A 13,256-nucleotide genomic window follows, 5' to 3' on the forward strand; every position below is an offset into this window, starting at 1 on the left:
TAAAGCAACGAAATGTGGCGGATCGCGTTGTCGTTAACTGTGCATTAAGCAGAATCAGCGAATGTGATCGTAGACAAACGTTGGCCATGCGCTGCGCCGAATGCACAGTATAACATCCAATGCCGCCTAAATTGGCGGGTGAATATGTCTGGTGAAACCGGACTGGATGCAAATGATCAACGTTTGTCTTAACCCTTACTTAATAAGAATAGTCGCTATAGATCCGCTTCAGATCGCCGTTCCAGTCGCCATTGTAGTGGTCCAGCAATTCATCCGCAGGTGTTTTGCCAGTTTCAATGGTTTCGTGCAGTGCGTTTAGGAAATGCGTCTCGTCCGCGACCATGCCGCCCGCACCGGGTTTCGCCCGTGCTTTGAGACCAGCATGTGAAATCGCGACAACTTCACGTGCCAGATCGTGCATGTTGATGCCGTCGACCTTTGCTTGCAGACCATCCACAGACGCCGCAACGCGCAACGCTTCGCGCTGCTCTGCGGTCCAGTCTTTGCACAGGTCCCATGCCGCATCCAACGCCGTCTGGTCGTACATCATGCCAACCCAGAACGCAGGCAGCGCACATAGCCGCCGCCAAGGGCCGCCGTCTGCGCCGCGCATCTCGATGAATTGCTTAATCCGCGCTTCGGGGAACACCGTTGTCAGGTGGTCCGCCCAATCGGACAGCAACGGCTTTTCACCCGGCAATGCAGGCAGTTCGCCCTTCAGGAAATCGCGGAACGACATGCCCAGCGCGTCGATATATTTCCCGTCGCGGTAGACAAAATACATCGGCACATCGAGCACCCAATCGACCCAGCGCTCAAAGCCCATACCGTCCTCAAACACCCACGGCAGCATGCCCGTGCGGCTGTCATCGAGGCTGCGCCAAATCCGGCCACGCCATGATTTATGCCCGTTTACTTTGCCCTCAAAGAACGGCGAATTGGCAAACAACGCTGTCGCCACAGGCTGCAATGCAAGCGACGTGCGCAGCTTTTGCACCATGTCGGCCTCGGACCCGAAATCAAGGTTCACCTGAACCGTACAGGTCCGCCGCATCATCTGCGTGCCATGCGTGCCGACCTTTTCCATATAAGCGTTCATCAGCTTATAACGGCCCTTTGGCATCAGGGGCATCTGCTCGTGCGTCCATTCGGGGGCGGCACCCAGACCGATAAATTTCACGCCAATCTCGTCGGCGACGGATTTCACCTCTTCGAGGTGGACGTTCACTTCGTCGCAGGTCTGGTGGATCGTTTCCAAAGGCGCACCGGACAATTCCAACTGACCACCCGGCTCTAGCGAGACGTTCGCGCCGTCTTTGGTCAGGCCGATGATATTGCCACCCTCTTCGACGGGCGCCCAATTGTAGCGTGTTTTCAAACCGTTCAGTACAGCCTTGATTGACCGATCACCCTCATAGGGCAGCGGCATCAGGCTATCTTGGCAATAGCCAAATTTCTCATGTTCGGTGCCGATGCGCCAGTCTTCTTTGGGTTTACAGCCCTTGGATAGCATTTCTGCTAGTTGAGAATGATCTTCGATCTGGCCGCCGCCGGTTTGGGGAATGGACATCTGTTGGTCTTTCTCAACTGAGTGTATCTGAACGTCTTTGGTGAACGCAGATGCGTACTAATGCAAGAGATGAACTGGACGCGACCAGATCACAACCTGATGATCGGGCGGATCGGACAGAACGCCAAGGATGGCTTCGGTCTTGATGCCGGGCAGGCTGGAAAATGCATCAAACAGCGCCTCAGCACCAGCAGCGGTGGTTGGAATAGCGATATCGCGGGCCTCTGGTCCGGTCAGTATCCAATAGGGCGCGGGATGGCCGGTGGGGTCGAAACTAAGCCGCGACAGGTCATTGATATCCATTACACCGCCGCTAAGCGGGCCGAAATATGCAAGCCTGCGTTCGGTAATCTGCACGACGCCCGGCCCATCATTCCCTTGGCGAAAGCGACCGCGCTGGATACCAGCGACGAGTAGAACAACGCCCAAGCCTGCAATGAAAAACCCCAGCCAAACGACAAAGCCATAGCCCGTCGCAGCCCAATATATCCCCAAACCCAGTACCAGTAGCGCACCCCAAACATCGCGAAATCGCCAGATCAGCGCCTTTGCTTCGGGTCGGAAAAAATCAGCCATGCGCCACCTGCGTTTCTTCGTAAAGTGCGACAGCAAAACTGCCCGTGCGTTCAAATCCTAACGCAGCATAGGCCCGCGCCGCTGCATCATTCGCAGCCGACAGCACGGCCTTGGTCACACCATCAAGTGATGTTTCCATCAGGTGCATCGCAAGTGCCACCCGCGCAAATCCACGTGATCGCCATTCTGGCGGCGTATAAACACCGCCGATTTGGACAATATCAGGCATTTGCGCATTAAATCCGGTCATCGCGACAGGTGTTCCGTCATGAACCAAAACACGATGCGAATTGGCTTGGATATAGGCTTTAATTTCTCGCGCAGCCCGACTTTGTGCCTGATCCACAGGCGTCGCCAGCGTCTCAACCTGATAATTCGCTCGCCAATGAACCAACAAATCAAACGGTGCAGCAGTTAGCGGATGCAGCGTAAAGCCGTGAATATTTGGCATCATCAGATCGGCAATCATCAGGGCGAACGACGGCTCAATCACATCAAGCGCCGCTTGACGGGTCAGCCCAGTGACACGGCGCAACGCGGTCACTTGATCTTTTTCGCCAATAAATCCTTTGATTTGACGCCCCTTTAGGACGTCAGCGACAGCAGCCCAATCCCCGCTCGGACACCACGGAAACACGATCCCTTCAGCACTGATCGTCAGCACATCGGTGATCTCAGCCCCGTCTTTCGCGACCCAAGCCTTCATCGCGCGTGGGTGTTTACCATCCAAACCGTAGCGGATCATATTCGTCAGTGGAAACATCAAAAACGGCGCGTTGGCGGACATAAATGCGATCAAAGCGTCGCGGTCGCCGCTTTCAACGCGGATCATTTCCAATCGCCAAGGGCTGCCTGCCAGAGCGTCAATGCAGCCACGGCCGCTGTTTCAGCCCGCAAAATACGCGGCCCAAGGCTAATAATTTGCGCATAAGGCAGGTTTTTCAGCATCTCGCGCTCGTCAGGTGAAAACCCACCTTCGGGTCCAATCAGGATCGCAGCACCATTCGTCGGTGCAGGCCCATTGAACCCTGCCGCTTCACCAATCATCGCCTCGTCGCAGAAATATAACGTCCGCGTCACGTCCCAATTCGCTAATACCTGCTTGAGCTTCGTAGGTGCTGTGACCTCTGGCACAAAGGTGCCGCCGCATTGCTCTGTCGCCTCGACAACCTGCGCCTGCAATTTCTCCAACCGCACACGGTCGCCGTTATTTGTATAGCTCGTTTGCACCGGCATGATCTTGGCGGCGCCCAGTTCGGTGGCTTTTTCCACAATAAACGACATGCGTTCTTTGCGGATGGGCGCGAACAGTAACCACAGATCAGGCGGCATCTGCATCGGTTTTGTCTGCGCCTGACAGCCCAGCACCCCACCGCGTTTACCGGCCTCGATCACCTCGGCGTCCCATTCGCCGTCGCGACCATTAATCAGCGACAAAACGGTGCCAGCGGTCATCCGCATGACGCCAAACAAATAATGGGCTTGCTCCCGCGACAGCGAGACCAATTGCCCTTCCCCTAGCGGGTGCTCTACATAAAGACGAACTTTTGATGCCATGGGCGGACTTTATGACCGAGAACGACAAGACGCCAGAGGGCGACGCAGAATTAGGAACCGTGGCAGACAGCGCTGGCAATTGGGTTGATCATTGGGCGCCCGCCGCCACGCGCGGATATCTACGGTTAAGCCGTGCAGATCGACCAATCGGCACGTGGTTGCTTTATATTCCGTGCCTCTGGGCTGTCGCACTCGCCTGCCTCGCGACCAACTCGTTCAACGCCTTTTCGATCTGGATCATCGTCGGCTGCGGCATCGGTGCGTTTCTCATGCGCGGCGCAGGCTGTACGTGGAACGACATCACCGACCGCGATATCGACGCCAAAGTCGCCCGCACGCGGTCCCGCCCGATTCCATCAGGCCAAGTCGGCGTCCGTGCCGCCCTTGCGTGGATGTTGATCCAATCGCTCGTCTCGCTTGCCATTCTGCTGACGTTTCCAAACATGGCCGTCTTGCTTGGCTTCCTGTCGATCATTCCCGTCGCGATCTACCCATTTGCAAAACGGTTTACGTGGTGGCCGCAAGTGTTCCTTGGCCTCGCTTTTAACTGGGGTGCATTGCTGGCATGGACCGCACAAACAGGCAGTCTCGCATGGCCAGCGGTCGTTCTATACGTCGCGGGTATCGCGTGGACTTTGTTCTACGACACCATCTACGCACACCAAGACACCGAAGACGACGCGCTAATCGGCGTCAAATCCACGGCACGCCTCTTTGGCGACAAGTCCAGCACATGGCTGCGGTATTTCCTTATCGGGACCGTTCTATTGCTGGGGCTGGCCGTTGTCATGGCCTCGCTTGACCGTTCAATCCTGTCGCTTGTCGTGGCTCTTGGCGGGCCTTGGGCGATGGGCTGGCACTTGGTCTGGCAGCTTGGGCGGTTCGATCCAGAAAACAACGACAGGTTGCTGATGCTGTTCCGTTCCAACCGGAATGCTGGCCTTATCCCAGTGCTATTTTTCGCCGTCGCGTTTTTCCTTTGATTGAACCTCGGGCATTTGGAGCCTATGCAGACCAGACAATAACGAGAAAACTACAAAAATAATGCGTTTGTCAGCTTTGTTCACCCGACTTGTCGTCTTTGCCGCCGCCGCTGGAGTCTGCGTCGTCTCAGCACGAACAGCCGTTACCTTCATCGAAGAACGGTCAGTCGTCGGTGTGCGCGAAGTCCTAATAGATCAAGGCCATGACTGGGCATCGGTCCTCAGCGACGGCCTGCAAGTCGTCCTCGAAGGACAAGCCCCATCAGAGGCGCACCGCTTCCGCGCCATGTCCGCCGCAGGCAGCATCGTGGATGCCAGCCGCGTCATCGACAACATGGATGTGGTTGATTCGCAATCGATCGCACCGCCCGAATTTGCCATCGAGATTTTGCGTAACGACAGCGGCGTTTCCCTGATTGGGCTGATCCCCGCCAATACAGATCGCGAAGCACTGGCCGAGCGGATCGCTCGCATTGCCGACGGCCAAAACGTCACCGATCTGCTAGAGGTTGCCGATTACCCGGTCCCCGAAACTTGGCAAGCTGCATTGAACTACGCGATGCGGGCCTTGTCGGATTTGCCGCGCTCTAAGATTTCAGTGTCTTCGGCCCGCGTCATCGTGAACGCGATCACAGATTCCGAGTTGGAAAAAGCCGAGCTGGAAAGCAACCTGTCGCGCAATAAACCAAGCAATGTGCGGATCACGGTCGATCTGACTGCGCCGCGTCCGGTCATTTCGCCGTTTACTACACGCTTTGCCATCGACGAAGACGGCGCGCGTTTCGACGCCTGCGCCGTGGATAGCCGCGAGGCGCTGAACACCATTATGGCCGCCGCCCGCGACGCTGGTTTTGCAGGTAATGCTGGCTGCATCGAAGCGCTCGGCGTGCCATCGCGCACATGGGGCAACGCCGTGTCTCTGTCGATCGGCGCTGTAAAAGAGCTCGGCGGCGGAACGGTCACGATCTCTGACACCGACATCGCGCTTGTGGCACCGCAAGGCACGGCGCAAGGCACCTTTGACCGTGTCGTGGGCCAGTTGGAAAACGCACTGCCAGACGTCTACGCACTGGCGTCTGACCTGCCACGCGCACCAACAGACGCCTCTGCCGGACCACCGCAATTCACCATCACCCGCAGCCCCGAAGGTGCCGTGCAACTACGCGGGCGCGTGCCGGACGACCTGACAAACACCACCGCCGCCAATTACGCTGCCGCTAAATTCGGCAAAGCAAATGTCACCATGGGCACACGGGTCGTTGATGAGTTGCCATCAGGCTGGGTCATCCGCGTCTTGGCCGGGATCGAGGCTATGTCGCAACTGTCGAACGGTTCAGTCGTCGTCGATCCTACCTCTGTTGTAGTGCGTGGCAAAACCGGATCAGAGACAGCACAAGCCGACATTTCACGCTTGCTGATCGATAAGCTGGGCCAAACTGCTGAATTTGATATCGACGTCGAATATGTCAAAGAACTCGACCCGATTGCTGGCCTGCCAACCCCCGAAGAATGCGTCGCCAAAATCACCGAGGCCACGACAGATCGCAAGATCACCTTTGATCCGGGCGCGTCGTCGATCACATCAGACACCACAGACGTCGTGGATGATATTGCCGACATTCTGAAACGCTGCCCCGATCTGCGGATCGAAATCGCTGGTTACACCGATAGCCAAGGCCGCGAAGAAATGAACGAACAACTGTCTCAAGATCGTGCCAGCGCCGTTCTCAACGCATTGCGGTCACGCCGCGTGCCCGTGTCCAGCTTTGAGGCAAAAGGCTACGGCGAGGCAGATCCAATTGCCGACAACGACACTGCAGACGGTCGCGAAGCGAACCGGCGTATTGAATTCCACTTGATTGTGCCTGAAACAGCTCCCGAAGAACCCACCGCATTAGAAGAAGCCGAAGTTCCGGCTGACGATACTGAATAAGAACGGATCCGACGTGAATAGAACCGAATTTATCATTGCCACCGCGATTATTCTCTTTGTGGCCTTCGCCCTTGGATGGTTCGCAAGTTGGCTGATCAACCGGTTTACACGTGTGACAAAAGCCGAAATCGGCGAGCTTGATAAAATGGCGCAATCCCTGCACGACGCCGAAGAAACCCGCGATCAGGCGATCACGTATCTGCAACAACGCGAAGCAGAAATGACAAACCAGCACGCACAAACCGAAGCAGAACTGCGGGCCGCAATGGATGGTCTACGCGAAGCACGGCGCGAAGCAGAAGAACTGCGCAGCTATATCGAACGCCAAAACGCCGGCTAAAGACCCGAATTTTCGCGAAAATTCATACGATTTTTCTAGAAAAATCGCGATCAATCGCGCGGTGCAGCAGCCCGTTGCAAACGATCATTGATAGCGGCACCCAGACCTGTATTTGGAATAGGCGAAACTGCTATGCGGGCCGCGCCCATCTGATCCAACTGATGCAAGCAATCAAACAAACGCGCTGCCGCTTCGACCAAATCACCGCTTTTCGACAGATTCAAGTCCGCAGCGACATTACCGAAACCGAGCAAGGTTTCGCCCTCACGCACGTCAGTCGCATTCAAACGCACCGCCCCAACCGGCGCATAATGCGAGGCCAACTGTCCCGGTGACTGCGGCGTATTGGGATCGTCAGATTGCAACAGCGGACGCCCTAAACACGCGGCCAATGCCTCTGCTGGTACACCGCCAGCGCGTAATAACACAGGTTCGCCCACGCAGCTCACAATCGTTGATTCAACGCCGACAGGACACGCTCCGCCATCAATCACTGCATCAATCCGCCCTTCAAGGCCGGCCATCACGTGATCCGCCGTCGTGGGGCTAATCCGCCCCGACGGGTTCGCGGACGGTGCTGCAATGGGTCCGCCGAACGCCGTCAACGCATCTCGTGCCAATGCATGATCCGGCACCCGAATGGCCAATGTCGATAAACCCGCTGTCACCAGCTTGCTCACGCCTGCGTCCGGCTTGATCGGCAGCACCAGTGTCAATGCTCCGGGCCAGAACGCTTGGGCCAGCATCCGCGCGTCATCGTTGAAATCGCAATACGTCATTGCCGCAGCCATATCAGGCACATGCACGATCAACGGGTTAAACGACGGACGCCCCTTTGCCTCGTAAATCCGCGCAACAGCCGTATCATCACGCGCATCTGCCGCCAGCCCGTAAACCGTCTCAGTCGGCAATGCGACCAGACCGCCGTGCTGCCAAATATCCACCGCTTGGGCGATCCCCGCAGCGTCAGCATTCAGGCGAAGTGTCTTGGTTTCATTCATGACGTGGCGTTTCAGTTGATGGGGTGCCGGACATGACACAGTTTGGGCTCATCATTTACCCATAGGCGCGGCGCAAGTTTTTGCCAAGCCGCACCCGCCCTTAGGAGGCCCCCATGTCATATCGCGCTCCGGTCCAAGATATCCGTTTTCTGATGGATAACATCGCAGGTTTTGGGGCGGTCGCAGGAACCGAGCTATTCGCCGACGCAACGGGCGACACGGTTGACGCGATCCTGACCGAGGCCGCGAAAATGTGCGAAAACGTGCTGGCACCACTGCAACGGCCCGGTGATCTGCATCCCGCAGTTTTGGAAAACGGCGTCGTGCGCACATCGCCTGGGTACGCTGAGGGCTACAAAGCGATTGCCGAGGGCGGCTGGATCGGCATTTCCGCAGACCCTGATTTCGGCGGCATGGGCCTGCCGATGACGCTGACAACTGCCGTGAACGACATGATGTCCAGCGCCTGCCTGTCGCTGCAACTGAACCCGTTGATGTCCCAAGGCCAGATCGAAGCATTAGAGCATCACGCCTCTGACGAGATCAAAGCACTGTATCTGCCAAAACTCATTTCCGGCGAATGGTGCGGCACGATGAACCTGACCGAACCGCAAGCAGGCTCTGACGTCGGTGCGCTGCGATCAAAGGCAGAACCAAATGGCGACGGCACCTACGCGATTTCCGGCCAAAAGATTTACATCTCTTGGGGCGACAACGACTTTACCGAAAACGTCTGTCACCTCGTGCTTGCGCGTTTGCCCGATGGTGTCGCAGGCACCAAAGGTATCAGCCTGTTCATGGTGCCAAAATTGATCCCTGACGCGGATGGCAATCCGGGCAAGCGCAATGACCTGAAGGTTGTGTCGCTAGAACACAAAATGGGTCTGCACGGATCGCCCACCGCGGTAATGGAATATTCCGGTGCGACAGGCTGGCTAATTGGCGCAGAACACGGCGGAATCGCAGCTATGTTCACCATGATGAACAACGCCCGCCTAGGTGTCGGTGTTCAGGGACTTGGTGCCGCTGAGGGTGCGCTGCAACACGCAATCGCCTACGCCCAAGACCGCAAGCAGGGCAAAGCAGGCGGCACTGGCTCGATCATCGAACATGCCGACGTGCGCCGGATGCTGGCGACAATGAAAGCCGACGTGTTCGCAGCCCGCGCAATCGCGCTGATGAACGCGGTGGCCATCGACATGACTACCGCCACGAACGAGCCGAAATGGAAAGCGCGCGCTGCCTTTCTGACGCCGATCTGCAAGGCATTCGGCACCGATACCGGCATCGACGTCGCCAACATGGGTATTCAGGTCCACGGCGGCATGGGCTTTATCGAGGAAACAGGTGCGGCCCAATACGCTCGCGATGTGCGCGTCACCGCAATCTACGAAGGCACAAATGGCATCCAAGCGATGGACCTTGTTGCCCGCAAACTGATGGACGGCGGCGAGGCGGCTTTTGCCCTGCTCGAAGAAATCCAAGAAACCACGGACGCCACGAAAAAGAAATTCCCGAACCTCGCCGAATCCGTCTGGCAAGCCATCGAGAACCTGCGCGAAACAACGGAATGGCTTGTGTCGCAAGACGATCTAACTGACCGTTTCGCAGGCGCCGTCCCATACCTGCGGGCCTTTGCGCGTGTTCTTGGCGGTCATGCGCACCTTCAAGCTGCAGTGTCCGGTGATGCGGCCCGCGAACGGCTTGCACGCTTCTATATCAATCGGTTACTGCCTGAACACGCCAGTCTTTTGGCGCATACGCGCGAGGGCAGTGCAGACCTGATGGCGATCACGCCGGACGATTTCGCGGCCTAAACGCCCACCAGATTGGACCACCGATGACCGCACCGCTGATCACCTACCCGTGGGACACGCCCCCAGCCGAAGGCGAGGCGATCCAAATCGCGGATGGTGTGTTGTGGATGCGGTTGCCGCTGCCCATGGCGTTGGATCACGTGAACGTCTTTGCCTTTGACGACGGCGATAGCTGGACCGTGATCGACACCGGATTTTCGTCTGACCGGATCAAAGAAATCTGGGATGCGCTGCTCGCTGGGCCGCTGCAAGGCAAACCCGTTTCGCGCCTTATCGTCACCCATCACCACCCCGATCACGTCGGTCTCGCAGGATGGTTCATCGGCAAAGGCGCAGAGCTGCTGATGCCGCGCACCGGATGGCTGATGACGCGGATGCTGACGCTTGAGGAACAGCCGACTTATCCAGAAGAGACGCTCGAATTTTACAGACGCGCGGGCATGTCTGACGAAGAATTCGCGCATCGCAAAGCGGAACGTCCTTTCAATTTTGCCGATTGCGTCGATCCCCTTCCGCTGGGCTATACCCGCATCACTGATGGTCAAACGATCCAATTTGGCGGGCGCACCTGGGACATTCGGATGGGCGACGGCCACGCCCCCGAACACGCAACCTTCTGGAGCCGCGATGACAACCTCGTCATCGGCGGCGATCAACTACTGCCATCGATCAGCGCGAATCTGGGCGTCTACCCGACTGAACCCGAAGCCGACCCTGTCCAAGACTGGCTGACTTCCTGCGAAGCATTCCAACCCTTCGCCCGTGACGATCAACTCGTTCTACCGGGGCACAAGCTGCCATTCACAGGCCTGCCGCTACGCCTGCGTCAGATGATCGAAAACCATCACAGCGCATTGGCCCGCCTCATTGAGCACCTCAAAGAACCGCGCAAAGGTGGCGACTGCTTCACCCCGCTGTTCAAACGCAAAATTGGACGTAGCGCGTATGGCCTTGCATTGGTCGAGGCGCTCGCGCACCTAAATCACCTGCATCAAACAGACATTGCAACCCGCACCATGGGCGACGATGGCGCGTGGCGGTGGCAGACTTAAGTCCGCGCGCGATAAACAACTTGCATCACAGAGTTCTGTCTCGGATATTTCCACTAGTTTTGCTATGTAAGACATCAAAGAAACAACGGTGGTATCTCGATGATGGACAATCAAATTGTGACTTCGGCCGAAGCGCTCGAAAACGATGTGCTGCCCAAGATCAAAGAAATCCACACCACCAACCAGAATTGCCCTTCAACCGGCGATCTGCCCAAAGCGATGAAAGAACCCGCCGCGACGAAAAGCCCAGCACAATGGGCTTACGAGCGGATTATCCTTTATATTCAAAACTTTGAGAAACAACTCGATAGCGATCACGAGGTCGGACTTGGCTTTGTCGGCGGCGATGCGGGCGTGATGAAGATCGAAGGATTGGGCTATTTTGACCCCGATATCGTGACATATTACGGCACAAACGGCGCGGGCGCGAAAACGCAACTAATCCAACATGTCAGCCAGTTGAACGTCATGCTTGTGTCCAGCCCGAAAAAAGTCGACCAAGCAGAGCCAAATCGCATCGGTTTCCAGCTTGCGACCGCTTTGGAACGCGACGCGGATGCGGCAACTTAACCTAACCTACACAGGTGACAGCGCAGTCTGAATCAGCTAGGACAGCGCAAATATATCAAGAAGGGCCAAGATCATGGCAGACCACAAAATCGGCGAAATGGACATCACAGTTCAGGAAAAGACGTTCGACGGCTTTATCAAGATGGTAACTCGCGGCACCATGGTGATCATCGCGTTGCTGATCCTGTTGGCACTGATCGGCGCTTAATAATGACAACGCTCACCCGACGCGCGTTTGTGGTGGGCGCACCTTTTGCTTTGGCTGCATGTTCATCGGACCCAGTTTGGGCACCTGATGCAGCCGTCAACGCCGCGACCTATCGCAGCGGCGGACCTAGCGCGCTGACCTTGTTTACCGTAAAAAATACCGGCTCTGACAACGGCGCCCATTCTGCACTGTTGATCGACGGCAGCCAGCGCGTCTTGTTTGATCCCGCTGGCAGTTTCGAGGCGGACGTGAGCCCCGAACGCAACGATGTGTTGTTCGGGTTCAGCCCTGCGGTGGAACGCGCCTATGTGTCCTACCATGCGCGCCGCGAATTTTATGTCGTTGTGCAAAACATCGCAGTTCCGGCACCTGTCGCGGAACAAGCCATGCGGCTTGCCTTTGCAAATGGCGCAGAGCCCAAGGCGCATTGCACCCGCGCGACGTCGCGGCTTTTGCGCCAACTACCGGGATTCGATGCAATCGGCGGCACATGGTTCCCGAACAACCTGTCCGACGCGTTTGGTGCGATCTCGGGCGTGGCAACACGCGAAGTCCGTGAACAGGACTAAAGCTGCCCCGTCAGGTACAGCCCCGCGTATAGCGTCACAGCACCAGCGCCAATCGCCCACAAAACATGCTTTTTCCACACGCCCATCGCAAGCGTTGCAAGGGCCGCGGTCACGCGCACCGGATCAACATCCCCACCCGTCGCATCAGGCCACAACGCAAGCGGGGCCACCATCGCGGGCAGCACGGCCACGGGCGTATAGCGCAGCAAACGCAGCACAATCGCAGGCATCGGACGATCCCCGATCAGACCTAAAAACGAAAACCGGATCACATAAGTGCCAACACCCACGAGCAGAATAGTCAGCCAAATCTCAGCGTTTGAAAACGTCATGTCCGTTTCTCCGTCCAGCTTTCCACGATCACGCCCGTGATCATCGCACAGGCCGCAGCGATCAACAGGCCGGACCCTGACGGCAATCCAACCAACACCAGGCCCACGCACATCGACACAAACGCAGCCGCCACATGGGCCAGCGTGCGTAGCATCGGGCCAATCATCGCAAGGAATGTAATCGGCAATGCAAAATCGAGCGCATATTCCGGCGGGATCGACGTGCCAACCAGCCCGCCCACAGCCGTAAACGCAACCCAAGTCGGCGCAATCGGGGTCGCAACACCAATAAAGAACCAGAAACGCTCGGGCACAGTCATCGGCACGGTCTCGTACCGCGCCACAGACGCCATATAGGACTGGTCGAAATTAAGGTATGACACGCAGGCGCGTTGCCACAGCGGCGCGCTTCCCAAAAACGGCACCAAGGCTGCAGAATACATCGCCATCCGCAGGTTCACCGCCAAAGCCGCCAATAAAACCAGCGCAATGCTCGCGTTATCGACCATCAACTGCACGGCTGCGAATTGTGACGCGCCCGCAATCACAACCACCGAAAAACCCATCGCTTGTGCGAGGCTCAAGCCCGCTTCAATCGCCACGACGCCAAACAGCATCGCAAACGGGCCTGCAACAAACACAAATGGCCAGCCATCGCGGATGCCGGCAAAGTAGGCGGATTTCTCAGTGGCAGATAACATGGGTTCGGCCTAAGCTAGAGTGCGGTCCGCCACGCTTACCGCTGACA

At 57.1% G+C, this 13,256-nt stretch carries 15 protein-coding genes; 8 read left to right on the plus strand and 7 right to left on the minus strand.

Annotation, left to right across the window (positions count from 1 at the left end; genetic code table 11):
• Positions 1-199: 199 nt before the first annotated feature.
• Genes FHS72_RS12640 through FHS72_RS12655 form a run of 4 tightly spaced genes read right to left on the minus strand, consistent with a single transcriptional unit; the run spans position 200 to position 3,703 of the window.
• Positions 200-1,570, minus strand: a complete 1,371-nt coding sequence (locus tag FHS72_RS12640) for a glutamate--cysteine ligase (protein ID WP_183529681.1) — start codon at positions 1,568-1,570, stop codon at positions 200-202.
• Positions 1,571-1,627: 57 nt separating this feature from the next.
• On the minus strand, positions 1,628-2,146 hold the full coding sequence (locus tag FHS72_RS12645; protein ID WP_183529683.1) for a hypothetical protein: 519 nt from the start codon (positions 2,144-2,146) through the stop codon (positions 1,628-1,630).
• Positions 2,139-2,978: a GNAT family N-acetyltransferase gene (locus FHS72_RS12650; RefSeq protein ID WP_183529685.1), complete on the minus strand. Its 840-nt coding sequence runs from the start codon at positions 2,976-2,978 to the stop codon at positions 2,139-2,141. Before FHS72_RS12650 ends, FHS72_RS12645 begins: the two co-directional genes overlap by 8 nt.
• A complete protein-coding gene (locus FHS72_RS12655) occupies positions 2,975-3,703 on the minus strand; it encodes a 16S rRNA (uracil(1498)-N(3))-methyltransferase (protein WP_183529687.1) in 729 nt (242 codons plus the stop codon). Before FHS72_RS12655 ends, FHS72_RS12650 begins: the two co-directional genes overlap by 4 nt.
• 11 nt (positions 3,704-3,714) lie before the next feature.
• Here FHS72_RS12655 and ubiA point away from each other — a divergent pair, with 11 nt between their 5' ends.
• The 3 genes from ubiA to FHS72_RS12670 all read left to right on the plus strand — a co-directional run bounded on the left by ubiA (position 3,715) and on the right by FHS72_RS12670 (position 6,959).
• Positions 3,715-4,686 carry a 4-hydroxybenzoate octaprenyltransferase gene (gene ubiA, locus FHS72_RS12660; RefSeq protein WP_183529689.1) on the plus strand — a complete coding sequence of 324 codons (972 nt, stop codon included), beginning with the start codon at positions 3,715-3,717 and terminating at the stop codon, positions 4,684-4,686.
• Between the two features lie 61 nt (positions 4,687-4,747).
• Positions 4,748-6,619, plus strand: coding sequence for an OmpA family protein (locus tag FHS72_RS12665; RefSeq protein WP_183529691.1), 1,872 nt, complete (start codon positions 4,748-4,750; stop codon positions 6,617-6,619).
• Positions 6,620-6,632: 13 nt separating this feature from the next.
• On the plus strand, positions 6,633-6,959 hold the full coding sequence (locus FHS72_RS12670; protein WP_183529693.1) for a hypothetical protein: 327 nt from the start codon (positions 6,633-6,635) through the stop codon (positions 6,957-6,959).
• 50 nt (positions 6,960-7,009) lie between these two features.
• Here FHS72_RS12670 and FHS72_RS12675 read toward each other — a convergent pair whose 3' ends face one another.
• Entirely contained in the window at positions 7,010-7,960 is a 951-nt protein-coding gene (locus FHS72_RS12675; protein WP_183529695.1) for an L-threonylcarbamoyladenylate synthase, read from the minus strand.
• A gap of 113 nt (positions 7,961-8,073) precedes the next feature.
• Between FHS72_RS12675 and FHS72_RS12680 the strand changes: the two genes are divergently transcribed.
• The 5 genes from FHS72_RS12680 to FHS72_RS12700 all read left to right on the plus strand — a co-directional run bounded on the left by FHS72_RS12680 (position 8,074) and on the right by FHS72_RS12700 (position 12,176).
• Positions 8,074-9,777, plus strand: coding sequence for an acyl-CoA dehydrogenase (locus FHS72_RS12680; protein WP_183529697.1), 1,704 nt, complete (start codon positions 8,074-8,076; stop codon positions 9,775-9,777).
• A 23-nt stretch (positions 9,778-9,800) separates the two neighbouring features.
• On the plus strand, positions 9,801-10,829 hold the full coding sequence (locus FHS72_RS12685; protein WP_183529699.1) for an MBL fold metallo-hydrolase: 1,029 nt from the start codon (positions 9,801-9,803) through the stop codon (positions 10,827-10,829).
• A 102-nt stretch (positions 10,830-10,931) separates the two neighbouring features.
• Complete coding sequence (locus FHS72_RS12690) at positions 10,932-11,399, plus strand: DUF6173 family protein (protein ID WP_183529944.1); 468 nt, start codon at positions 10,932-10,934, stop codon at positions 11,397-11,399.
• A gap of 73 nt (positions 11,400-11,472) precedes the next feature.
• Entirely contained in the window at positions 11,473-11,607 is a 135-nt protein-coding gene (locus FHS72_RS12695; protein ID WP_183529701.1) for an aa3-type cytochrome c oxidase subunit IV, read from the plus strand.
• 2 nt (positions 11,608-11,609) lie between these two features.
• Positions 11,610-12,176: a hypothetical protein gene (locus FHS72_RS12700; protein ID WP_183529702.1), complete on the plus strand. Its 567-nt coding sequence runs from the start codon at positions 11,610-11,612 to the stop codon at positions 12,174-12,176.
• Here FHS72_RS12700 and FHS72_RS12705 read toward each other — a convergent pair.
• A complete protein-coding gene (locus FHS72_RS12705; protein ID WP_183529704.1) occupies positions 12,173-12,508 on the minus strand; it encodes an AzlD domain-containing protein in 336 nt (111 codons plus the stop codon). The genes FHS72_RS12700 and FHS72_RS12705 overlap by 4 nt on opposite strands.
• Entirely contained in the window at positions 12,505-13,209 is a 705-nt protein-coding gene (locus FHS72_RS12710; RefSeq protein WP_183529706.1) for an AzlC family ABC transporter permease, read from the minus strand. Before FHS72_RS12710 ends, FHS72_RS12705 begins: the two co-directional genes overlap by 4 nt.
• Between the last annotated feature and the right edge of the window lie 47 nt (positions 13,210-13,256).

The organism is Yoonia ponticola (assembly GCF_014199395.1).
GTDB lineage: Bacteria > Pseudomonadota > Alphaproteobacteria > Rhodobacterales > Rhodobacteraceae > Yoonia > Yoonia ponticola.